Below are 21,531 nucleotides of genomic sequence, written 5' to 3'. Positions count from 1 at the left end.
AACTATAATTGATTTTGTAAATGATGATGAGAAGTTTCTTTTAAAGCTTTAATGGCATTTTTTAGACTAAATAACATTGTCTCGAATTGATGTTGTGATGACTTTGTATTGTGATAAATATGGAATAATTCAACAAAATATAATTCATAATCGCGTCGTTTGTTGTTTATTAAATTCTTGTTATGTTTTAATAAATGATCTACTCTGTTCATTTCATTATATATGAAAGATTCATTTATAAAGGTAGCTGCTTCATTAGTTGATTCAAAATGGTCTAAAAACGTGATATAAGATTCAAAACGATTAACGATTAAATGTAAGTATTTATCCATTTCAGAACACTCCTTGGAATAGTTAATACTTACATTATACGAACATATGTTCTGTTTTGTAAAGTGAAATATCGATTTTATATAAAAATATGCTAGAACTTTAAAAATGTCCCAGCATAAAATGATATATTATTAAACTCGTGTTAATTTATTTATCAGTCTGTACATATATAATATGTTCTTTAGCTACATTAATAACATGATCTCGTGTTTCGAGTAAAATATGTTGAAACCCATCTTTAAGTAATTCTTCAACTTTAAATAAATTATTATGAACAGTCATAATATATACATTTTTATTGGCTTTTATACCTTTTTTTATTGCCGTGCTAAATTCCATCAAAGTTCACTCCTTTTCTAATTAACGATTATTGTATCATAAAATAAAAATTGCTAATATACTATGATTGAGTTGGTACCAAAAGGGTAAAGTAATATATGAAAGATATTTATAGGAGGTAATTTTCATGGATGATCAAGTATACCAAAAAATATGGACGAAACTTAAAGATGAAATTGATTTAAATATTGTCGAACTTAAACAAACAGAAGTGGAAAAAGAGTCTCCAGGTTTAGAAAAAGCTAGAAAAATGATGGCACATTTAGAAGATGAATTTATAAAAAAATAATATTTATTTAATAACAATCAAAATAAATCAAAAACATTCAAAAACATCAAAATTTGATATTTCATTCTACTAAAAAAATAACGATTTGTATTTAAAAGTGATAATTTACATGATTTGCCTCTAGTATAGGGCTTAGATATTTTGTAGTATTTATATATTAAGTTTTTTTGGAGGCAATTATGTTTTTCGATAAAAAAATATTAGTATTTGAAGATTTAGAGAACAAATACAATGAAGAAGAAGCTCAAAATATATTTTTAAAACATTCAATTGATTATGATTTTATCACAGTTAGTAGTCAGTCTATTATGTTAGGCGGATTGAAATATCAATCTAATGATAGTAGATCTCAATTTATTCGTGAATTTAATCAATATTTAGGTAACTAAATTTAATATTCATTACCAATAGAGAAGATAACACTCTTGGTGATTTTATAGAGGCTGGGACATAAATACATGTCTCAGCCTCTTTAATTATAATGGCAGTAGCTGACTGGATTGAAAATGCGCTTATATCAAGCTTTTTCCAACCCTAGTCATCCTTGCCGGGGTGGGACTACGAAATCTATTTATTAAAATGAGATTTCTGTACCACTCCCTTTTATTTAATCTAACAAAATTGTCACATGATAAGAGATTTTGTTAGGTATAAATAGGGTATTAATAAATAGAATACTTTATAATAATAAGTGTAGTTAAAGGAGGGGTACAATGTTAGTTAATAAATGGATTTATATTGCTTTAGCAATCTTATTAGGAAACTTTGGCGTTCATAAATTTTACGCACAAAAACCAGTTGTAGGATTATTACACTTAGCATTCTGTTGGACGGGAATTCCTCATATCATCGCGTTTATAAGCGCAGTTCTCGCATTATTGAGACCGTCTGATGAACATGGTAATATATACGCATAATAAAATAGAATAGGGCTTAATAGTCCTGTAAAATAAAAAACAGCAAAATTCTTATATAAGAATTTTGCTGTTTTTATTTATATGTTGTTTATTCTTCCATATCCAAATAAAGCAATTTAACACGTTCTTTTAATACTTTGACTTCAATAGGTGTATTATATTGAATTTCTCCATCGATATCTAACCTAGCATCTGGATCTGTTTTGAGATACGCGTCTTTACACGAAATGTGTGTAATACTGTCGCTAATTTCATTCCAATTCATACTATCTTTTACTTTGAAGAAATCATTTATAATACTAAAATTATGATTTTCAAAAACGAATATGTTCATATTGCCATCGTTTGGAGATAAGTCTTCTAATGGAATTCTATTGCCACCTACGTGTTGGCCGTTAGCAATTAATATCATAGATGTTTCACCTCTATATTCTTTTTCATCAGCTATTAGATGATAATCATATATTTGCGGATTAGAAACAGTTTTTAATGTTGAAAATACATAGCTAAATTTACCTAGTAGTTCTTTTTGATTAGATTGTACATTTTCAGCATTTTGAACCATAAGTCCAATACCTGTAAAGTTTAGAGCATACACGCCGTTTACACTTAGAACATCAAAGGATTTAATTTGACTGTTCAATAAGTCTTCAGAAGCTTGCATAGGTTTTTGTGATAAGTTTAATGTCTTAGTGAAATCATTAAATGTACCGCCAGGAAGTACACCTATAGGTAGTTGAATGTTATTTTCAACTACACCATTTACAAGTTCATTTAAAGTACCATCTCCGCCTAAAATAAATAACACATCATAAGGTGTAGCATAATTATTGTTACTTATTTCTTTGCAAAATGATTTAATGTCTCCTTCTTCTTTACTTAATTTAATTGTTAAATCATCACAGAATTTTGTTAAGTTTTCTGTTATTTGACCAAGCTCTTGGTATACATCGCCTTGGCCAGAAGCTTTATGATAAAACAATATTCCCTTATGAAAATGTTGTGTCATATGAGTAATGCCTCCTGAAATATTTTTTATTACCATACCATGTATGAGATAAGATATACAGTTTCAAGTTTTATACTTTTATATGTTAAAATGATAAAAAGAAATAAAAAGGGGAGAATATAAATGGCCTCACAAAATGATTATATCAATTATTCTATGGATAAAAGAGAAAAACCATTATTAGGTGTTGTTGTTCATAATGATGCGAGTGAATTAAATGCTAATGAATGGCGAGAAGTATTAAAAGACGCACCGGAAGATAGATATATTCAAGGTATTGCTCATTATTACATTGATCGTAATTACCAATGGCAAGCAATTGATACAGAAAATATTGCTTGGCATACAGCAAACGAAGTAGGCAATGAACAATATATAGGTTACGAGGTACTGGAATCACTTTCGAGTTCAGATGAAGAATTTTTATTAAATGAGCAAGAAACATTCAGAGTCATAGCAGCAGATATGACTGATTATAATTTAATGCCCAATAGAGATACAGTGAGATTACATTTAGAATTTAGTGAAACTGAGTGCCCTCATCGTTCATTAGAAATGCATACTAACTGGCGTACAACAGTAGATGGCATACCTGATGATTGGATTATTAATGAAATGAAAGACTATTTTATAGAACAAATTAAGCAGTACATGTTGAATTAAATTATATATTTTACTAAAAAAGCGTTAAGTCATCTAAATGACTTAACGCTTTTTTAAAATCCTTATTGTGCATATTGTTGTTGAATTTCTACTAATGCATTATAGAATAATTCAGGTTGTTCAGGTCCATTATAAGTACCTTTTTCTAAAGCATTTAATGAAGCTTTTTCAGGATTAGTTAGACCGCCGTTATATTCTTGTCTCCATTCAGCATTGATAGAATTAAGGTATGGGTTTACACCAGACTCATTATATATTTGCTGAGCTTGTTCTGCACCTAAAGCTGATACAGTTTCGTTATTATTTAAGTTGTTGTTATTCATAGAATTACTTTCATCAGCTTGCTGTTGATTATCGTTCGATTGTGCTGAACTATTTTCATTTGTAGCGTTCTCATTTGCTTCACTGTTAGAAGCTGAGTTAGCACTATTATTTGATTCATTAGATGATGAACTATCTCCAGATGTGTTTGAATCTGAGTTTTCAGCGCTATTAGATGATGAATTAGAATCTTCTGTATTAGAGTCATCTGAATTAGAATCAGAAGATGTAGAAGAGCTATCATCAGAAGAATCTTTATCGCTACTGTTAGCTTTACTATCAGAGCTTTTATCTTCAGAGCCACTTGCTGAATCTTTACTAGAGCCTTTCTCAGAATATTTTTTGTCACTTGATTTAGAGCTATCATCAGATTTTGAACTTGAAGACTCTTTTTCAGATGATGAATCTTCTTTACTATCGCTGCCATTACCGCATGCAGCTAAAAATAGAAAAGAAGATAAAAGTAATATTAAAAATTTCTTCATAAAATACACTCCTTTATTTTGATAATGAGATTGACACTTATGTATCAATATTCTTTAAATACCACAATAATTTTGAATAAAACCCAATTAATTTTAAATTATTTTAAATTTTTCAACATCGTTATTAATATTAGTTAAACAATATTTACAAATAATCAATACAACGAAATATCGACCTATTTAATTTTAAAAATTTTTGATTTTTCTAACAAATCGGTATAATACAAATATGAAGAAGTTATTAAGGAGGAAGATTTATGAGTAGTAAAACAATTGGGTTCGTAGGTACAGGCGTCATGGGAAAATCAATGGCTGGCCATTTAATTGATAAAGGTTATGAAGTGAATGTATATAACAGAACTAAGTCTAAAGCAGATGATTTAGTTGAAAAAGGCGCAACTTGGTGTGACACGATAGCTACGCTTTCTGAAAAAAGTGACATTATAATATCTATAGTAGGATATCCAAAAGATGTTGAGTCAATTTATTTAAGTCAAGATGGTATTTTAAATCATGCCAAAGCAAATAGTATTGTGATTGATATGACGACATCAAGTCCTGCTTTAGCTCACGACATTTATGAAAAAGCAAAAGAACGAAATATTAAAAGTTTAGATGCACCAGTTTCTGGTGGAGATGTAGGCGCAAAAAATGCTGCGTTGACGATTATGGTAGGTGGAGATCAAGAAGCCTATAATCAAGTGGAAGATATATTTAATTTGCTAGGTAAAAATGTAGTATATCAAGGTAAAAGCGGAAATGGTCAACATACGAAATTATCAAATCAAATAGCTATTGCTGCAGGTATGTTAGGAGTAGCAGAAGCAATTATTTATGCTGAAGAAGCAGGATTAGATATTGATAAAGTATTTAATTCCATTGAACATGGAGCAGCAGGAAGTTGGTCTTTATCTAATCTTGGTCCTAGAATGGTAAAAGAAGATTATGCACCAGGCTTTTACGTAAAGCACTTTATTAAAGATATGAAATTAGCAATTGAAGAAAGTGAGAAGATGGGATTATATATGCCAGGTTTGCTAAAAGCAAAAGAAGTTTATGATGCTTTAAGCGAAGCAGGATACGATGATAACGGAACACAGGCAGTAATACAACTATTGAAAAATCATATTAAAAAGAGGTAATTGAAATGGAACTAAATGAATACCAAAAATTATCAAAAAGAACAATGTCAAATATTCATAAGGACCCGACTCAAAGTTTAATTAATGGTGCATTAGGATTAACAGGTGAAGCGGGCGAAGTAGCAGATGTAATCAAAAAACATGTATTCCATGGTCATGAATTAGATAAGACAGCGCTGAAAAAAGAATTAGGCGATGTTATGTGGTACATATCGTGTTGTGCTACAGCACTCAATATTGAAATGGATGAAATAGGGCAGAGTAATATCGAAAAATTACAAAAAAGATATCCAAATGGATTTAGTGAAGAAAATTCACGAAATCGTAAAGAATAAATTATTTCTTACCTATTGGATAAAGATTCCAAATCTGTTAAAATGAAAGTAATTGAAAACGCTTTCTTTGGAGGTTGAAAATGGAATCTAACGAACAATATTTAACATTAGAAGAATTGAAAAATATTATGTCTGACTATCCTTTGCAATATATTGTTTGTGGAGAACTTGCTGTAGATTTATTTTTGAATGAGTGTACACATATAAAAGAAATAATTGGTATCACAATAAGTCGAGAAGAAATGGACGAATTAAATGCTTACTTTAGAAAGCGTAATTATCAATTTGTTGTGAAGACACCATTAAATGAATATGAGCATATCTCAGAAAATGAACTGTCAGATTACAGTAAATACTTTATTTATGATCCGGTAACAAATGCGAGGATAATTAAAGTATACATTTACGAAACAAAAGATGAAAAGTGGCAATTTAGTCATGATCATAATATTGAAATTGATGATTACAAAATATACTTTCATAGCTTAGAATATGACGTGAAATATTTAAGGCCAGAAATACAAATGATGTATAAGTTGTATCATGAATTAAGACAAGATGATATTTATAAATATCAAAAGCTAATACAGCATTTAAGTTATTATCAATTTTTTATGCTCAGAAAAGTTATTGGTGCAGATAAGCTCAATCACATTATATTAGCCGAAACATAGTAAATAATAATGATTCTGGGACATAAATCCCTTATTCAAAAAATACTCCTAACCCATTAATTCTAAATAACAATGGATTAAGAGTATTCATTTATACTCGGACTCTTTTGCGATTTTGAAAGTCGGGGGTATGACTCGAGCCTGTAGTGGACGTTAGCACATTATAAAATGATAGGTGCATTCGTTCTAACATGCTTGTTAGAAAAGTCTAGCACATTAGAAAATGTAACGTGCAAGTGACAAATATCTAGCACGTTAGAAGTTTTAATTACATGTATTTAAAGTAAAATGGCATATAAATCATAGGAAATATAGTTCTAACGTGCATGTTAGAAAAGTTTAGCTCGTTAGAAAATGTAACGTGCAAGTGATAAATATCTAGCACGTTAGAAGTCTTAATTACATGTATTTAAAGTAAAATGACATATAAATCATAGAAAATATAGTTCTAACGTGCTTGTTAAAAAAGTCTAGCTCATTAGAAAATGTAACGTGCAAGTGACAAATATCAAGCACGTTAGAAGTCTTAATCACATGTATTTAAAGTAAAATGACATATAAATCATAGAAAATATAGTTCTAACGTGCTTGTTAGAAAAGTCTAGCTCGTTAGAAAATGTAACGTGCAAGTGATAAATATCTAGCACGTTAGAACTTTTATATTTCTTTCACTGAATATAAAAAATCAAGCTGAGCCAATTTCATTTGGCTTAGCTTGATTGTTAAATAACTTCAGTTGGTTGTTTCGTAAAGTACTCATCATAAATAGCTTGAACGGCTATATCAGAATAATGTTCATCGATACCAAACATCATAGATATTTCTGAAGAACCTTGGTTAATCATGTTTAAGTTTATTTTGTTTTTGCTCAATGCATTTGTTGCACTTGCAGCTGTTCCAATTGCTCGATTCATACCTTCTCCAACTATCATCAATATCGCTAAATCATAGTCGATTGTCAGTTCATCAACTTGAATTTGATTTCTTATTTTATTAAGTACATTTTGTTCTTTACCACTTATTTGTGTTGTTCTCATGATGATACTTAAGTTATCTATGCCTGAAGGAATATGTTCGATAGAGATATTTTCTTCTTCTAATATGCTTAACACACGTCTTGTGAATCCAACTTCTCTGTTCATTAAGTATTTTTTAATATTGATAATCGTAAATCCTTTGTCACAACTTACGCCTGAGACGATTTGTGACAGACTAGATATGTCACGTTCACTTACGATAAATGTTCCTTTGTCATGAGGTTTGTTAGTATTTTTAATCACAACAGGAATTCTATCTTTATATAATGGTTCTAGAGCTTCATCATGGAAAACTCCGAATCCAGCATATGATAGTTCCCGCATTTCTCGATATGTGATTTCAGGTATGATTTCAGGTTGAGATACAACAGTAGGATTAGCTCTAAATATACCGGACACATCTGTAAAGTTTTCATATAAGCTAGCTTCAATGCCTCTCGCTAAAATTGCTCCAGTAATATCTGATCCGCCTCTAGGGAAAGTTACAATATCTCCATTCTCTGAATAGCCAAAGAAACCTGGAACGATAAGTGTTTCTTCATATTCACGTAATTTATGAATTTTTTCGTATGAAGATTCTAATATCATAGCGTTACCGGGTTCATCAGTAACGATAATTCCAGCGTCTTTTGGAGATAAATATCGAGTAGGGAAACCTAAATCATTATTGTATTGTGCGATGATTTGAGCGTTAAAGTCTTCACCACAACTTTTTAATGCGTCTAATAATCGTTTAGGTTTATCTTCGTAAGTATCAATTAAGCAATTTAAGTCATTTTTTAATTGTTCTAAAATGATTTCATCCATTTCTAGTTCTACTACGATTTCTTGATAACGTTCAATGATTTGTTGGAATTTATGTGTGTAGTCTAGCTTATTTATAATTTTTTCATACAAACGTATAAGTAAGTCAGTTGTTTTTACATCTTCTTTAAAACGTTTACCGGGTGCTGATACTACGACAATTTTCCTTTCATCGTCACTATTAATAATGTCTAATACTTTTTTGATTTGTGTGCTATTAGCAACGGAACTTCCGCCGAATTTTGAAACTTTCATTTTATCAGTCCTTTTACTGGGGGTATTGTTATTGTACTACTTTACAAAGCTTGGAATAGTGTTAATATTACTATTAATTCAAATAATTCAAACTTTACAAAAATCTTTAATGAATTTATACTATAATAAAGTTGAGTCTATTTCAAGTAGACATTTGTATTTTTTACAAGAACAATATATTAAGGTGAGTGAGGAAATGAAAGTATTAAATGTAGCAGTATTAGGACTCGGTACGGTAGGTACAGGAGTTGTGAAGATTATTGAAGAAAATAAAGAGCAAATAGAAGACACAATCGGAAAGTCTATACATATTAAACATATACTTGTTAGCTCTATTGGAAAGAAAAGAGCGATTAATACTTCAAGATATCATTTAACTGAAAATATTGATGATATTTTAAACGATGATGAATTAGATATAGTTGTTGAAGTTATGGGTGGCATTGAACCAACTGTAGAATGGCTTAAATCATTCTTATCTAAAGGTATTCATGTTATTACAGCAAATAAAGATTTATTGGCTGTTCACTTAAGAGTATTAGAAGATTTAGCAGAAAAAAATAAAGTAGCGTTAAAATATGAAGCAAGTGTTGCCGGTGGTATCCCAATTGTTAACGCAATTAATAATGGTTTAAACGCGAACAATATTAATCAATTTATGGGTATTTTTAACGGAACATCAAACTTTATCCTTAGCCAAATGACACGAGAAGGTAAATCTTATGAAGAAGCACTACAACTTGCAACAGATTTAGGTTATGCAGAAGCAGATCCTACTGATGATGTTGAAGGCGTAGACGCAGCTCGTAAAGTAGTTATTACGAGCTATTTATCATTTAATAGAGTTATTTCATTAGAAGATGTAGAAAGAATAGGCATTTCGAATGTCGAAATTGAAGACATAAAAGTAGCTGAAAAATTAGGTTATAAAATTAAACTTATAGGCCAAGGTAAATTCGAAGATGGTCAAGTTGTAGCAAGCGTAAAACCGACTTTATTACCGAACAGCCATCAAATGTCTCATGTAGAAGACGAGTATAATGCTATTTACGTTATTGGTGATGCAGTAGGAGATACTATGTTCTATGGTAAAGGTGCAGGCAGTTTAGCAACTGGAAGTGCAGTTGTATCAGACTTATTGAATGTTTCGCTACAGTTTGAATCAGACTTACACACATTGCCACCACACTTTGAACTAAAAACTGAGGCAACTAAAGAGATTGTAGAAGATGATGTCGTGAAATTCCCTCTGAAAAATAGTCACTTTATCATTGTAGAAAGTAATAAAGATGAAGATCAATTAAGAGAAGATATTAAATCAATAATAGATTTCCATAGAAGTGTTAAAGTAGAACAAAGAACTGAAAATACTTATGGCATTGTTATTAGAGGTATAGATGAATTACCAACTGAAAAACTTAAAGAAAATGGGTTAAATATTTTAAAATATTATCCAATCGAAGGAGACCAATAGTATGGGAAGATGGCAAGGACTTATTCATAAATATAAAGAATATTTACCAGTAAATGAAAATACACCAGAATTAACATTAAATGAAGGTAATACACCATTAATTCATTTACCTTATTTATCAGAGCAATTAAACATTAATCTATATGCTAAATTCGAAGGCTTGAATCCAACTGGCTCATTTAAAGACAGAGGTATGGTTATGGCAGTTGCTAAGGCTAAAGAAGAAGGTAAGAAAATTGTTATTTGTGCTTCTACTGGAAATACTTCTGCTTCAGCTGCTGCGTATGCAGCAAGAGCTGGTATGAAAGCGATTGTTGTAATACCTGAAGGCAAAATAGCTTTAGGTAAGCTAGCACAAGCAGTTATGTATGGTGCAGAAATCGTTTCAATTAAAGGAAACTTTGACGAAGCTTTAAATATCGTAAAAAAGGTTGCGGAAAAAGGCGAAATTGCTTTAGTTAACTCGGTTAATCCATATAGAATTGAAGGTCAAAAAACAAGTGCGTTTGAAATCGTAGAACAGTTAGATGGTAAAGCGCCAGATACTTTTGCTATTCCAGTTGGAAACGCGGGAAATATCACTGCATATTGGAAAGGTTTCAAAGAATTTGATAATTTGAATCAATCTGGATTACCGGTAATGTGTGGTTTCCAAGCAGAGGGTGCATCACCGATAGTTCAAGGTAAAGTTGTTAAAAATCCTGAAACTGTCGCTACTGCTATCAGAATTGGAAATCCTGCAAGTTGGAAAATGGCAGAAGAGGCGAGAGATGAGTCAAATGGTTTGATTGATAGTGTTACAGATGAAGAAATTTTAAAAGCTTATAAATTAATGACTAGTAAAGAAGGCGTGTTTAGCGAACCAGCAAGTAACGCATCAATTGCAGGTTTATTGAAATTACATGAACAAGGAAAATTAAAACCAAATCAAACTGTAGTTGCCATATTAACTGGTAATGGATTGAAAGATCCAGATACAGCGATTGATTTATTGGATTCACCAATCACACCACTAGAGAATGACGAACAATCTATTATTGATTATATCGAGAGTGCTTTACGATGAAGAAATTACAACTCAAAGTACCAGCATCAACAGCAAATTTAGGAGTTGGGTTTGATTCTATAGGGATGGCTTTAGATAAATACTTAGAAGTTGAAGCAAGCGTATCAGTAGATCAGCAATGGCACTTTGAGCACATTGGACCTCATTTAACAGGTTTACCTGAAGATGAAACACATTATATTACTCAAATTGCACAACAAGCAGCAAATAAATTCAATCAAAAAGTACCTCCACTTCGATTGAAAATGTATAGTGATATACCATTAGCAAGAGGTTTAGGAAGTTCCGCTTCAGCATTAGTAACAGGTCTCTTTTTGGCGAACCATTTTGCAAACTTAAAACTATCTAAATATGAATTGCTTCAATTGGCAACAGAAATCGAAGGACATCCTGATAATGTTGCACCGACTATATATGGTGGCTTAGTCTTAGGTGTTTATGATCCAGAAGAAAACCAAACCGATGTATCTTATATTGATATCCCAAAAGTGGATGTCATAGCGACGATACCGTCTTATGAATTATCTACCGAAAAAGCTAGAAAAGTATTACCAGAGAATTTAGCATTAAAAGATGCAGTAAAATATAGTGCAATTAGTAATACGATGATTAGTGCTTTAATTCAACATAATTATGAACTAGCTGGAAAAATGATGATGAAAGATGGTTTTCATGAGCCGTATAGACAATATTTAATTCCAGACTTTGAAGATATTAAGACAATAGCATTAGAACACGGCGCTTATGCCACAGTTATTAGTGGGGCGGGCCCAACAGTATTAACACTTATTAAAAAAGAACTCAGTGGTAAATTAGTGCGTACATTACAAGAAAAATTTAAAGATTGTGAGTCAGAGCTTGTAACAATTAATAGATTTGGCGTAAAACAAACAACAATTAATTTATAAAATAAAGATGATGCTTACATTCTTCTTATGGTAGAATGTAAGCATCATTGCATTTAAGGAGATAGTTATGACATATAAATACATAGTTATGGATATGGATGATACATTGTTAACTTCAGAAAATAAAATTAGTGAAGAAACACATGCATATTTATTAAAAAAACAACAAGAAGGCATGAAAATTATACTTGCTTCTGGTAGACCAACAGCAGGTATGACAAAGCATGCAGAATCTTTAAATTTGAAACAAAATGGTGGATATATTGTAAGTTATAATGGTGCAATTATTACAGATGCAGCAACAAATGAAGTTGTCTTTAAACAGACGATAGATAAAGAAAATGCACATAAAATTATAGATTTTTGTAGAGAAAATAATTTCTTCAGTTTAACATATATCAATGATGAAATCGTTTATGATTCTACACATGAATATATGAATATTGAAAGTGAATTAACAGGCTTGCCGATGGTATCGGTATCAGATTTAAAAGAAGTCATTACTGAAGATGTACCTAAAGTTATGGGAATAGATTACGAAGAAAATATCTCAAAAGCTAATCAGTCTCTAAATGGACAATTTAACGATCATATTTCTTCAACTACAAGTAAGCCTTATTTCTTAGAGTTTATGAATAATGAAGTATCTAAAGGAAAATCACTTCAAAAGCTTTTTGATAAAATAGAAGCGGATTTTTCAGAAGTTATTGCATTCGGAGATAGTTTAAATGACTCAGATATGTTAGAGAAAGCAGCTATTGGTGTTGCTATGGGTAACGCTAATGATACGATTAAAGAACTTGCAGACGTTGTAACTGATGACCATGATAATAATGGTATCGTGACAGCTTTAGAAAAATTACTTAAGTCATAAGAATAATTAAAAGCCGTGAAGTAGGATGGAATATCCATACTTCACGGCTTTTTTATGTCTAATAAAGTCTATCCTCGTTAAAAGCAATAGAAGTCATTTCAATAACTAAAATTGATTTTGCACCTAGTATTTTCAACTGTTGAACTAAATCATCTATTTCTGTTTTGTGTCTCAATCTCTCAACTAATACAATGATTTGATCATATTGATCTATTTCTAAGTTATATAAATAATGAGTGATTGATCTCTCTAAAGGAGACATGAAGCTAATTTTTTTGTTTGAATGGTTCAGTGTACTTGAATCAAAATTAAAACGTGTTGTACCTTGAACTTTTACTTCCTTCCCAGGTAAATATCTAGCAATTTGCAGAGGTACATATAGAAATTCTCCAATGCCGATAATCATTTTAGATGAATCATCTAATAAATCACCGAGTAACTCGCCCATACGTTGGAATAATTCTTCAGAAATTTGTTGTTCTCTACCGTTTAAAGTAAATCTACCTGTTGAAATAAAGTATGGATTATCATGGATTGTTCCATTACGTAACATATTTTGAGCTTTAACGATAAAGTAATCATTTATAATATGTCTTAACGAATAATATTGTACTTTTGTTTCATGGTGGTTATTTTTTAATAGTTCATTATGAGTAAGTTGATGCGTAACATTTTGTATATCTTGGACTTCTACATCGAAAGACATTAATGAAATGATATTAATCTTGATATTTAAAGATTTTTCCAAACTAGAAAATGATTCTTTAACACTTTGTGATCTTAAATCGATAGGTGTTAATACCGTAAACATTTGTCTAGATGGATATTTTTTATGAATTTTCATAATTAGATTAATTACTGAATGACCATTTAACAAATGGTTATCTATAATGGCAATCCTCTCATCATTATCAAAAAAGTCTTTATCTTTAGTATAGAAAAACAGTCTTTCTTGTGTATCAACAATATCACTATGATCAAGTAAAGGTGGGTGAGATATCACTTTATCTCTTGTAGAAGCCAAGAACATAACATCATCTTCAAATAAACTAAATATAGAATGTCCGAGATTAACTGCACGCTCACTCAATCCTAAAAATCGAGTAGGTGGGTAATGTCCAAGTTTGTTCGTTTCTACTAAATTTAATGCTTGAATCATCTTACCTCTGTTTTGACTATTAATAGCACTTGCAACAGTCTCCATCCTTTCATCAGTTTCACCGGTTAAGGCTTCATGATATAAAAATCCTAATAATAAACCGACTAATAATGGATGTTCTGGATACAATGCTCTTGAATATCCTAAACAGGGAGATACAGGGATATAAGGAAACTCTGAATGTTCTTCTTGGGTCATGGCTAGCATTTCATCTATTTCGAACTGAAATCGATTATCTATTACTTTAACCTCTACTTGCTTTTCGTTATCTAGAGGGAAAACTTTACTCTGTTGAGACATGAAATAACTCCTTTATTTGCTCGTATGCGTCCATTCACGACTAAATTTTTTTCTTTTTATATGTGCATAAACTTGATCGGCAGCATAATCTTGATTTGTATAAACTGTAATATCATAGAAAACTTGATTTTCTTCAAAAGGTTCATTTAAGTATAAATCTTTTAAATGATCGAATAAGGACTGCATTTGTTCTCTTGTCAAACTCGTATATTCTCTTAAAGTCTTTTTTATGAGTTGAGAATCAGAATCAAATGCACTTTGCACCACAATAACAAAGCGTTCATCTTGTTTAAGTACATCATCAAATAAATTAGTTTGTCCAGTCATTGTTTCACCTTCTTAATGAGTTATTAATTATTTATGTTTATTATACTATATATAATGGAATAAGAAAAAGTTACAATTGTTTTTGTATAAAAAAATACTACCAACAATGTATTTGTATTGTTGGTAGTATTAACTCATTATTTATCATAGTTGTGTTTTGATAAATCGATATCTTCTAATTTAATAACTTTAGTTTTTGTTATGAATTTATGGATGAAATAAACAACAACGCCAAGTATGATAGGTAAGAATGATTCAATTAAAATAGGGATATTTAAATTGATGATACTATCAAATGATTGTCCAATTAGTAAGAATGCAATAACTGAAATAACAATAATAGGGCCTAAAGGATATAAAGGTGCTTTATATTCTAAAGTTTCAGTTTCTGATTTACCTTGTTTTCGTATAGCCATTCTTAAACGAACGTGACTGATGATGCTCATTAACCAAACTAATGTAACAAGTGCACCAAGCATATTTAATAATCTATAGTAACCGTCAGCATTTAACGTTGCATATACGATTGATAAGAATATTAAAACGATTGTGACACATAGTGACACAAATGGCATGTTATGTTTATTTAATTTACTAAATACTTTTGGTGCTTGTTTATGTTTTGATAAAGAATAAAGCAAACGACTTGTAGCATATAATCCTGAATTACCAGCTGATATTAAAGCAGTTAGTATGACAGCATTAATAATAGAAGCGGCAAATGCGATACCAACTCTATCAAATACAATTGTAAAAGGACTTTGTGTTACTGTATTATCTTTGTTTAATAACAATGGATCTGTATAAGGTATTATTGCTGCTATTACTGCAATTGCTAGAATATAGAATAATAATATTCTCCAGAACACTTGTCTAATAGCTTTAGGCATAGATTCTTTAGGATTTTCAGACTCACCAGCAGTAACTGCAACAACTTCAGTACCACCAAAGCTGAATCCAGCAACAAGTAATACGCCTAAGAAACCAGATATACCATTAACAAAAGGTGCTTCTTTGTATGTGTAGTTCGTTAAACCTAAAGGCTCATTACCACCTAAAATACCAAAGATGATTAGCACACCGACAATTAAGAAGATGATTATTGTTGCAACTTTGATAAAACTTAACCAATATTCAGCTTCACCAAATGCTTTAACAGTAAATATATTTAATAAGAACAATATAACTATAAAAATCATACTCCATACAAATGGATCAATACTGTCAAATATATTCCAATATGTAATAATTTTAGCAGCTGTTAATATATCCACACTAGACACTAGTGCCCAAATAATCCAATATAACCAACCAACTGTAAAACCTGCAGAAGGGTCTATGAATCTACTAGAATAAGCACTAAACGATCCTGAAACTGGATAAAATGTAGCAAGCTCTCCAATAGCAGTCATTAAGAAATATAGCATCACACCTATAATTGCATATGCTATTAACGCACCGGCAGGACCAGCTTGTGTAATGACAGCACCACTAGCCATAAATAGACCTGTACCGATAGAACCACCGATAGCTATCATTGAAATGTGTCTAGTCTTTAAACCACGTTTCATTTCTTCCATATAAATCACCATACTTTCTACTTCACTATTAACTTATTTTAAATATAAGTAATATTTTATTATCTATTCAGAAAATAAGCAATGAAAATTTTATTACATAAATGCTTTAAAGCATTAAATTAAAGAAATAATAAAAAAGTCACTCCAAATTAATGAAGTGACTTTTAATGTCGTATATCTTATTATAAATAAGAAATTATTTTGTTTCGCGATGTAAAGTATGACGACCTAATCTTGGACTATATTTTTTTAATTCAATACGTTCTGGATTTGTACGTTTATTTTTAGTAGAAATATAGTTTCTGTCGCCTGTTTCAGTACATGCTAACGTGATATTTACACGCATGTTCATCAGCCTTTCTGTATAGTAATCATTACGTTTTATAATAATATCATAAAATATAATGCTTAGCAATAGAATTACTCTATGAAATAGGGACATCAGATTGTTATAATAAAATAAATATAAATAAGGAGATTTTTATGAAAAATAAATTGAAAATAGCTATAGTATTATGTGTTACTGTCTTATTTCTAGCAGCTTGTGGATCTAAATCAAACAGTAATGATAAATTAAAAATTTATGCGACTAACTTTCCTTACGAGAGTTTTACTAAACAAATAGGTGGAGAATATGTAGATGTTGAGTCTATCTATCCAAGTGGTACTGATTTACATAATTACGAACCCACTCAAAAAGAAATGTTAAATATCGCAAAAAGTGATTTATTTGTATATTCTTCAGATGAGTTGGATCCAGTAGCTAAAAAAATTAGCTCTACTATAAAACAAGGCGACCACAAATTACAAACTATTCCTAATTTAGAGGAAAGTGAAATATTAGAACACCATCATGAAGATGGAGAAGAACATGAGCATGAACATGATGCAACACATAATGAAGAAAATGAACATGACCCGCATATATGGCTTGATCCAATTGCCAATAAAGAAGCGGCTAAATCTATTAAAGATAAATTAGTTAAAATAGATGCATCGCACAAAGAAACTTATGAAAAGAATTACAAGAAGCTAATAACAGATATCGATAAAATCGATAAAGAAATGAAAGAAATCACAAAAGATACGAAGCGAGATACTGTATTTATTTCTCATGACTCTCTTGGATATTTAGCAAATCGTTATCATTTTAAACAAACAGGTGTAACTGGAATGAATAATGAAGAACCTAGTCAAAAAGAACTTCTAAATATCATAAAAGAGATTAATAAATCAAAATCTCCATATATATTATATGAACAAAATGTAAGTTCTAAAGTAACAGATATTATAAAGAAAGATACTGATAGTAAACCACTTAAGTTTCATAATTTAGAAGTATTAACTAAAGAAGAAGCAAAAGATAAAAACATCACATATCAATCTTTAATGGAAGAAAATATCAAGAATTTAGATAAAGCTCTTAATAATTAATAAATATAATCTTATTTCGTTTACTTTTTCATGTTAACCATGTATAGTAACTAATGGATTATTATTAATAGTTTTGAAAGAGGTCATTGATATGAAAATTTTTGATTATGAAGACGTACAATTAATACCAAACAAATGTATAGTAGAAAGTCGCTCTGAATGTGATACTACTGTTAAATTTGGGCCGAAAACATTTAAATTACCAGTTGTACCTGCTAATATGCAAACAGTGATGAATGAAGAACTAGCTGAATGGTTTGCTAGTAATGATTATTTTTATATCATGCATCGCTTTGATGAAAAAGCACGTATTCCATTTATTAAAAAAATGCAAAGTAAAAACTTATTTGCATCTATCTCAGTAGGTGTTAAAAAAGATGAGTATGATTTTATAGAAGAATTAGCAAATGAAAATTTAATTCCTGAATATATGACAATAGATATTGCACACGGTCACTCTGAGCAAGTTATTAGAATGATTAAGCACATTAAACAACATATTCCAGAAACATTTGTAATTGCTGGTAATGTTGGAACGCCAGAAGGTGTTCGTGAACTAGAAAATGCTGGAGCAGATGCAACTAAAGTTGGTATCGGGCCTGGTAGAGTCTGTATAACAAAAATTAAAACTGGATTTGGAACTGGTGGCTGGCAATTAGCTGCTATTAACCATTGTAGTAAAGCTGCAAGAAAACCAATTATTGCTGATGGTGGAATCAGAACAAATGGTGATATTGCAAAATCAATTAGATTTGGTGCTAGTATGGTTATGGTAGGTTCACTATTTGCTGCACACGAAGAATCTCCAGGTGAAACTGTTGAACTTGAAGGCAAATTATACAAAGAATACTTTGGAAGTGCTTCAGAATTCCAAAAAGGTGAGCGTAAAAACGTAGAAGGTAAAAAAATGTTTGTCGAGCATAAAGGATCATTAAAAGATACTTTAATTGAAATCGAACAAGATTTACAAAGTTCTATCTCGTATGCAGGTGGCAAAGACTTACAATCTATCACTAAAGTAGACTATGTGATTGTACGAAATTCAATATTCAACGGTGACCGCGACTAAAAATAGGCGAGGTGGACTACTTGAAAAAAGTATTTTACTTATTCATATTGTTATTGATTATAACCTTAATCAAGCCAGTCCCTGAATCAGATTTATCTAAACAAATTCAACAAAAAGTGATGAATGTTCAACAAGGACTTGAAGATGAACAAACTACTAAGAAAGTTGAACTAAAGACGCCGAAAGAACAAGAATTTGCGATTAATAATATTCAAATCAATCAAACGAAAAGCGAAGTTGAAAAGAAACTTGGCAAACCAAAACGGGTAACCGTTAATGAATATAATGAGAAATGGCATGCATATCATGACCAATACAATGGATTTGTAATGGTCAGTTATGATGATGACAAAGTAACAGGATTATATACAAACCAAGACTTAATAACATCTCAAAAAGGTATAACGAGTAAAATGAAAAAGAATAAAGTTCGTTCAATTCTCGGTGAACCTTTAGATGAGATTCAAAAAGATAAAGTTAAGTTAGTTCAAAATGATCCTGATTATGATGTTTTCAAATTTGATAACATTTATACGACCATATTTTATGATAAGCATCAAGACAATCAAATTAAAGGAATTATGCAAGTAGCTTCGTCAACTGAAGATAAGCGTACAAATCAGTACCATACTGCTTCAGATGAATATAAGCGTGCATTAGAACTTCAAAATTTTGATATAGTCAATGCAGAGCGCGTTCAATTTGATTTACCGACATTATCTTATAATGAAAATGTAAGTCATACTGCTCGTAAGCATAGTACAGATATGGTGGATAACGATTATTTTGATCATACGAATAAACAAGGTTTATCTCCATTTGATAGATTAGACAATGATGGTTTTGATTATGTAACTGCAGGTGAAAACTTAGCATATGGTCAAATAAGCAGTGTTTATGCCCATCATGGACTAATGAACTCATTGGGACACAGAAAGAACATTTTAAATAAAGATTATAAAGAGTTAGGAGTAGGTGTCGATATTGGCGAAGATTTACAGCCTTATTGGACTGAAAACTATATTACTCAACAGTAGAAAATAGATAAGCAAAGTGCATTGTCTAAACAACTTTGATATAATAACGATATAAAAATTATTTCATATTTCCTTAAATGTTTTACACATGTTGTTTCTAATAATTTGATTGGTGGAATAACATATAAAGGGGAAGTTTAACATGGAAAATAAAGAAATAAATAATAAAGATATTGACGTTTTAGATCGTGTCAAAGAATTATTAAATAAAAAAGATGTTTCATAAAAAGATTTTTATAATAAAAATAAAAGCTCAAATAATCAAATAAAGGGAATATGATATAAAAAAAGCTGTGATGCAAGTGCATCACAGCTTTTTTACATTTCTCTAAACAATCCTACTACTTTACCTAAGACACTTACATTGTCTAAGTAAATTGGTTCCATTGTACTGTTCTCAGGTTGAAGTCTATAACGTGATTCTTCTTTGTAGAAGCGTTTAACGGTAGCTTCATCATCTTCAGTCATCGCGACGATGATATCCCCATTCTCAGCAATTGTTTGGCTTCGCACGATTACTTTATCTCCATCAAGAATACCAGCTTCTATCATACTGTCTCCAATAACATCTAATATAAAGATATTGCTATTATGTGTTGATGTAAAGTGAGCAGGTAGCGGGAAATATTCTTCAACGTTCTCAACTGCTGTAATAGGTATACCAGCAGTTACTTTACCTATGACGGGAACATGAATGGTGTTCTCTTGGTTAATGTTCTCTCCTACAGTCTCGGTAATCTCGATTGCACGAGGTTTAGTAGGGTCACGTTTAATATATCCCTTTTCTTCTAATCTAGATAAATGGCCATGTACAGTGGAACTTGAAGCAAGTCCGACAGCTAAACCAATTTCACGAACACTAGGCGGATAACCTTTTGTTTGTACTATATGTTTAATGAATTGATATATTTCAGATTGACGTTTAGTTAATTCTTTCATAGTCGCACGCTCCTAATATTGATATAAATTTATTATAGCACATACGTTTCCTTCGAACAAACATTTGTTCGTATTTTCATTGACTACGAACAGTTGTTCTGTTATTATAAAAATACAAACAAACGTTCTAGGAGGAAGTAGTTATGACAGTAACAATTAAGAAGACAGTTTTAGTATATTTAGCAGTGTTCTTGATGACTCTATTAATAGGATATTTATACTTAGCTCAGTCTAATGCTGTTTATTCAACAGAACAGACGTACGAAATGACTGATCACAAAATCAAACAACAAGATAACCAACAACCAAATAATATAGATGCAGAACCAAATCATATAAGTAAATCTAAAGCTATGGTAGGTTCGATAGATTAATCGTTAAAATATGAGCAAATCCATTTGGATTTGCTCTTTTTTTTTGTTATCTTTTAATTAAATGGAAAGTGGTGATAAAATGTTAAGTAAAGAAAAGATTGAAAGAATTAATGAGCTAGCAAATAAAAAGAAAACAAGTGGACTTTCTGAACAAGAAGCAAAAGAACAAACAAAACTTCGTGCAGAATATTTACAAGCTTTTAGAGGTAACTTTAAAGATACGATTGAAAGCACAAAAGTTATCGATCCAGAAGGTAAAGATGTAACACCTGAAAAATTAAAAGAAATCCAAAAGAAAAATAATATAAGAAATTAGTTAAAATGAGTAATAATAATTAATATTCCGAATATTATGATGTATAATGATAATGGATAACAGAATAAAGG

At 30.6% G+C, this 21,531-nt stretch carries 26 protein-coding genes; 16 read left to right on the top strand and 10 right to left on the bottom strand.

Annotated features, from left to right (window positions below; all coding sequences use genetic code 11):
* Window positions 1–2: 2 nt before the first annotated feature.
* Both LQ615_RS03665 and LQ615_RS03660 read right to left on the bottom strand, forming a co-directional pair.
* Window positions 3–332, bottom strand: a complete 330-nt coding sequence (locus LQ615_RS03665; RefSeq protein ID WP_017000447.1) for a hypothetical protein — start codon at window positions 330–332, stop codon at window positions 3–5.
* Window positions 333–480: 148 nt separating this feature from the next.
* Window positions 481–672, bottom strand: coding sequence for a hypothetical protein (locus LQ615_RS03660; protein ID WP_135020144.1), 192 nt, complete (start codon window positions 670–672; stop codon window positions 481–483).
* 127 nt (window positions 673–799) lie between these two features.
* On the opposite strand from LQ615_RS03660, the gene LQ615_RS03655 reads away from it, so the two are divergent.
* The 3 genes from LQ615_RS03655 (at window position 800) to LQ615_RS03645 (ending at window position 1,878) form a co-directional block, all read left to right on the top strand.
* A complete protein-coding gene (locus LQ615_RS03655) occupies window positions 800–961 on the top strand; it encodes a hypothetical protein (protein ID WP_017000445.1) in 162 nt (53 codons plus the stop codon).
* A gap of 179 nt (window positions 962–1,140) precedes the next feature.
* Entirely contained in the window at window positions 1,141–1,350 is a 210-nt protein-coding gene (locus tag LQ615_RS03650) for a hypothetical protein (RefSeq protein ID WP_017000444.1), read from the top strand.
* A 324-nt stretch (window positions 1,351–1,674) separates the two neighbouring features.
* Window positions 1,675–1,878 (top strand): TM2 domain-containing protein, encoded by a 204-nt coding sequence (locus LQ615_RS03645; RefSeq protein ID WP_017001237.1) that lies wholly within the window; start codon window positions 1,675–1,677, stop codon window positions 1,876–1,878.
* An 88-nt stretch (window positions 1,879–1,966) separates the two neighbouring features.
* Here the strand turns inward: LQ615_RS03645 and LQ615_RS03640 are convergent, their stop codons facing one another.
* Window positions 1,967–2,887 carry a diacylglycerol/lipid kinase family protein gene (locus LQ615_RS03640; RefSeq protein WP_135020146.1) on the bottom strand — a complete coding sequence of 307 codons (921 nt, stop codon included), beginning with the start codon at window positions 2,885–2,887 and terminating at the stop codon, window positions 1,967–1,969.
* 123 nt (window positions 2,888–3,010) lie between these two features.
* Between LQ615_RS03640 and LQ615_RS03635 the strand changes: the two genes are divergently transcribed.
* The gene (locus LQ615_RS03635; RefSeq protein ID WP_016999615.1) at window positions 3,011–3,550 is read left to right on the top strand and encodes an N-acetylmuramoyl-L-alanine amidase; all 540 of its coding nucleotides are present in this window, start codon (window positions 3,011–3,013) and stop codon (window positions 3,548–3,550) included.
* A 62-nt stretch (window positions 3,551–3,612) separates the two neighbouring features.
* On the opposite strand, the gene LQ615_RS03630 is transcribed toward LQ615_RS03635, so the two are convergent.
* Window positions 3,613–4,356 carry a hypothetical protein gene (locus tag LQ615_RS03630; RefSeq protein ID WP_135020148.1) on the bottom strand — a complete coding sequence of 248 codons (744 nt, stop codon included), beginning with the start codon at window positions 4,354–4,356 and terminating at the stop codon, window positions 3,613–3,615.
* Between the two features lie 257 nt (window positions 4,357–4,613).
* Between LQ615_RS03630 and LQ615_RS03625 the strand changes: the two genes are divergently transcribed.
* The 3 genes from LQ615_RS03625 (at window position 4,614) to LQ615_RS03615 (ending at window position 6,507) form a co-directional block, all read left to right on the top strand.
* Entirely contained in the window at window positions 4,614–5,498 is an 885-nt protein-coding gene (locus LQ615_RS03625) for an NAD(P)-dependent oxidoreductase (protein WP_064205383.1), read from the top strand.
* A 5-nt stretch (window positions 5,499–5,503) separates the two neighbouring features.
* Window positions 5,504–5,833, top strand: a complete 330-nt coding sequence (locus LQ615_RS03620; RefSeq protein WP_016999612.1) for a nucleoside triphosphate pyrophosphohydrolase family protein — start codon at window positions 5,504–5,506, stop codon at window positions 5,831–5,833.
* A gap of 80 nt (window positions 5,834–5,913) precedes the next feature.
* Window positions 5,914–6,507, top strand: a complete 594-nt coding sequence (locus LQ615_RS03615) for a hypothetical protein (protein WP_064205385.1) — start codon at window positions 5,914–5,916, stop codon at window positions 6,505–6,507.
* 722 nt (window positions 6,508–7,229) lie between these two features.
* Here LQ615_RS03615 and LQ615_RS03610 read toward each other — a convergent pair.
* Complete coding sequence (locus LQ615_RS03610; protein ID WP_016999611.1) at window positions 7,230–8,603, bottom strand: aspartate kinase; 1,374 nt, start codon at window positions 8,601–8,603, stop codon at window positions 7,230–7,232.
* 196 nt (window positions 8,604–8,799) lie between these two features.
* On the opposite strand from LQ615_RS03610, the gene LQ615_RS03605 reads away from it, so the two are divergent.
* The 4 genes from LQ615_RS03605 (at window position 8,800) to LQ615_RS03590 (ending at window position 12,925) form a co-directional block, all read left to right on the top strand.
* A complete protein-coding gene (locus tag LQ615_RS03605; RefSeq protein ID WP_026023654.1) occupies window positions 8,800–10,077 on the top strand; it encodes a homoserine dehydrogenase in 1,278 nt (425 codons plus the stop codon).
* Window position 10,078: 1 nt separating this feature from the next.
* A complete protein-coding gene (gene thrC / locus LQ615_RS03600) occupies window positions 10,079–11,143 on the top strand; it encodes a threonine synthase (protein WP_016999609.1) in 1,065 nt (354 codons plus the stop codon).
* On the top strand, window positions 11,140–12,051 hold the full coding sequence (thrB, locus tag LQ615_RS03595) for a homoserine kinase (RefSeq protein ID WP_016999608.1): 912 nt from the start codon (window positions 11,140–11,142) through the stop codon (window positions 12,049–12,051). The genes thrC and thrB overlap by 4 nt, the downstream gene beginning before the upstream one ends.
* Before the next feature lie 67 nt (window positions 12,052–12,118).
* Entirely contained in the window at window positions 12,119–12,925 is an 807-nt protein-coding gene (locus tag LQ615_RS03590) for a Cof-type HAD-IIB family hydrolase (protein WP_016999607.1), read from the top strand.
* A gap of 58 nt (window positions 12,926–12,983) precedes the next feature.
* Here LQ615_RS03590 and LQ615_RS03585 read toward each other — a convergent pair whose 3' ends face one another.
* The 4 genes from LQ615_RS03585 to rpmG form a co-directional block, all read right to left on the bottom strand.
* Window positions 12,984–14,384, bottom strand: a complete 1,401-nt coding sequence (locus LQ615_RS03585) for a phosphoribosyltransferase domain-containing protein (RefSeq protein WP_064204998.1) — start codon at window positions 14,382–14,384, stop codon at window positions 12,984–12,986.
* A gap of 12 nt (window positions 14,385–14,396) precedes the next feature.
* Window positions 14,397–14,711 (bottom strand): hypothetical protein, encoded by a 315-nt coding sequence (locus tag LQ615_RS03580; RefSeq protein ID WP_016999604.1) that lies wholly within the window; start codon window positions 14,709–14,711, stop codon window positions 14,397–14,399.
* A gap of 137 nt (window positions 14,712–14,848) precedes the next feature.
* Window positions 14,849–16,291: an amino acid permease gene (locus LQ615_RS03575; protein WP_016999603.1), complete on the bottom strand. Its 1,443-nt coding sequence runs from the start codon at window positions 16,289–16,291 to the stop codon at window positions 14,849–14,851.
* Between the two features lie 196 nt (window positions 16,292–16,487).
* Window positions 16,488–16,637 (bottom strand): 50S ribosomal protein L33, encoded by a 150-nt coding sequence (gene rpmG, locus LQ615_RS03570; protein ID WP_026023653.1) that lies wholly within the window; start codon window positions 16,635–16,637, stop codon window positions 16,488–16,490.
* 137 nt (window positions 16,638–16,774) lie between these two features.
* Here rpmG and LQ615_RS03565 point away from each other — a divergent pair, with 137 nt between their 5' ends.
* From LQ615_RS03565 to LQ615_RS03555, 3 genes are all read left to right on the top strand, one after another.
* On the top strand, window positions 16,775–17,725 hold the full coding sequence (locus tag LQ615_RS03565; protein WP_070045252.1) for a metal ABC transporter solute-binding protein, Zn/Mn family: 951 nt from the start codon (window positions 16,775–16,777) through the stop codon (window positions 17,723–17,725).
* 91 nt (window positions 17,726–17,816) lie between these two features.
* Entirely contained in the window at window positions 17,817–18,794 is a 978-nt protein-coding gene (guaC, locus tag LQ615_RS03560) for a GMP reductase (RefSeq protein WP_064204995.1), read from the top strand.
* A 20-nt stretch (window positions 18,795–18,814) separates the two neighbouring features.
* On the top strand, window positions 18,815–19,831 hold the full coding sequence (locus LQ615_RS03555) for a CAP domain-containing protein (RefSeq protein WP_064204994.1): 1,017 nt from the start codon (window positions 18,815–18,817) through the stop codon (window positions 19,829–19,831).
* Window positions 19,832–20,149: 318 nt separating this feature from the next.
* Here LQ615_RS03555 and lexA read toward each other — a convergent pair whose 3' ends face one another.
* Window positions 20,150–20,770 (bottom strand): transcriptional repressor LexA, encoded by a 621-nt coding sequence (gene lexA, locus LQ615_RS03550; protein WP_016999600.1) that lies wholly within the window; start codon window positions 20,768–20,770, stop codon window positions 20,150–20,152.
* Between the two features lie 143 nt (window positions 20,771–20,913).
* Between lexA and sosA the strand changes: the two genes are divergently transcribed.
* Together sosA and LQ615_RS03540 are read left to right on the top strand one after the other, a co-directional pair.
* On the top strand, window positions 20,914–21,144 hold the full coding sequence (sosA, locus tag LQ615_RS03545; RefSeq protein WP_016999599.1) for a DNA damage-induced cell division inhibitor SosA: 231 nt from the start codon (window positions 20,914–20,916) through the stop codon (window positions 21,142–21,144).
* A gap of 79 nt (window positions 21,145–21,223) precedes the next feature.
* Window positions 21,224–21,460, top strand: a complete 237-nt coding sequence (locus tag LQ615_RS03540; protein WP_016999598.1) for a DUF896 domain-containing protein — start codon at window positions 21,224–21,226, stop codon at window positions 21,458–21,460.
* Window positions 21,461–21,531: the final 71 nt, after the last annotated feature.

Origin of the sequence: Mammaliicoccus sp. C-M13, assembly GCF_022386845.1 — a bacterium.
In the GTDB taxonomy this organism is placed as follows: Bacteria; Bacillota; Bacilli; order Staphylococcales; family Staphylococcaceae; genus Mammaliicoccus; species Mammaliicoccus lentus.
This window is presented reverse-complemented; position numbering and strand designations above follow the sequence as displayed.

Coding starts and splice junctions, on each gene's coding strand:
- LQ615_RS03665 (WP_017000447.1), bottom strand. CDS start 332: ATGGATAAATACTTACATTTAATCGTTAATCGTTTTGAATCTTATATC.
- LQ615_RS03660 (WP_135020144.1), bottom strand. CDS start 672: ATGGAATTTAGCACGGCAATAAAAAAAGGTATAAAAGCCAATAAAAAT.
- LQ615_RS03655 (WP_017000445.1), top strand. CDS start 800: ATGGATGATCAAGTATACCAAAAAATATGGACGAAACTTAAAGATGAA.
- LQ615_RS03650 (WP_017000444.1), top strand. CDS start 1,141: ATGTTTTTCGATAAAAAAATATTAGTATTTGAAGATTTAGAGAACAAA.
- LQ615_RS03645 (WP_017001237.1), top strand. CDS start 1,675: ATGTTAGTTAATAAATGGATTTATATTGCTTTAGCAATCTTATTAGGA.
- LQ615_RS03640 (WP_135020146.1), bottom strand. CDS start 2,887: ATGACACAACATTTTCATAAGGGAATATTGTTTTATCATAAAGCTTCT.
- LQ615_RS03635 (WP_016999615.1), top strand. CDS start 3,011: ATGGCCTCACAAAATGATTATATCAATTATTCTATGGATAAAAGAGAA.
- LQ615_RS03630 (WP_135020148.1), bottom strand. CDS start 4,356: ATGAAGAAATTTTTAATATTACTTTTATCTTCTTTTCTATTTTTAGCT.
- LQ615_RS03625 (WP_064205383.1), top strand. CDS start 4,614: ATGAGTAGTAAAACAATTGGGTTCGTAGGTACAGGCGTCATGGGAAAA.
- LQ615_RS03620 (WP_016999612.1), top strand. CDS start 5,504: ATGGAACTAAATGAATACCAAAAATTATCAAAAAGAACAATGTCAAAT.
- LQ615_RS03615 (WP_064205385.1), top strand. CDS start 5,914: ATGGAATCTAACGAACAATATTTAACATTAGAAGAATTGAAAAATATT.
- LQ615_RS03610 (WP_016999611.1), bottom strand. CDS start 8,603: ATGAAAGTTTCAAAATTCGGCGGAAGTTCCGTTGCTAATAGCACACAA.
- LQ615_RS03605 (WP_026023654.1), top strand. CDS start 8,800: ATGAAAGTATTAAATGTAGCAGTATTAGGACTCGGTACGGTAGGTACA.
- thrC (WP_016999609.1), top strand. CDS start 10,079: ATGGGAAGATGGCAAGGACTTATTCATAAATATAAAGAATATTTACCA.
- thrB (WP_016999608.1), top strand. CDS start 11,140: ATGAAGAAATTACAACTCAAAGTACCAGCATCAACAGCAAATTTAGGA.
- LQ615_RS03590 (WP_016999607.1), top strand. CDS start 12,119: ATGACATATAAATACATAGTTATGGATATGGATGATACATTGTTAACT.
- LQ615_RS03585 (WP_064204998.1), bottom strand. CDS start 14,384: ATGTCTCAACAGAGTAAAGTTTTCCCTCTAGATAACGAAAAGCAAGTA.
- LQ615_RS03580 (WP_016999604.1), bottom strand. CDS start 14,711: ATGACTGGACAAACTAATTTATTTGATGATGTACTTAAACAAGATGAA.
- LQ615_RS03575 (WP_016999603.1), bottom strand. CDS start 16,291: ATGGAAGAAATGAAACGTGGTTTAAAGACTAGACACATTTCAATGATA.
- rpmG (WP_026023653.1), bottom strand. CDS start 16,637: ATGCGTGTAAATATCACGTTAGCATGTACTGAAACAGGCGACAGAAAC.
- LQ615_RS03565 (WP_070045252.1), top strand. CDS start 16,775: ATGAAAAATAAATTGAAAATAGCTATAGTATTATGTGTTACTGTCTTA.
- guaC (WP_064204995.1), top strand. CDS start 17,817: ATGAAAATTTTTGATTATGAAGACGTACAATTAATACCAAACAAATGT.
- lexA (WP_016999600.1), bottom strand. CDS start 20,770: ATGAAAGAATTAACTAAACGTCAATCTGAAATATATCAATTCATTAAA.
- sosA (WP_016999599.1), top strand. CDS start 20,914: ATGACAGTAACAATTAAGAAGACAGTTTTAGTATATTTAGCAGTGTTC.
- LQ615_RS03540 (WP_016999598.1), top strand. CDS start 21,224: ATGTTAAGTAAAGAAAAGATTGAAAGAATTAATGAGCTAGCAAATAAA.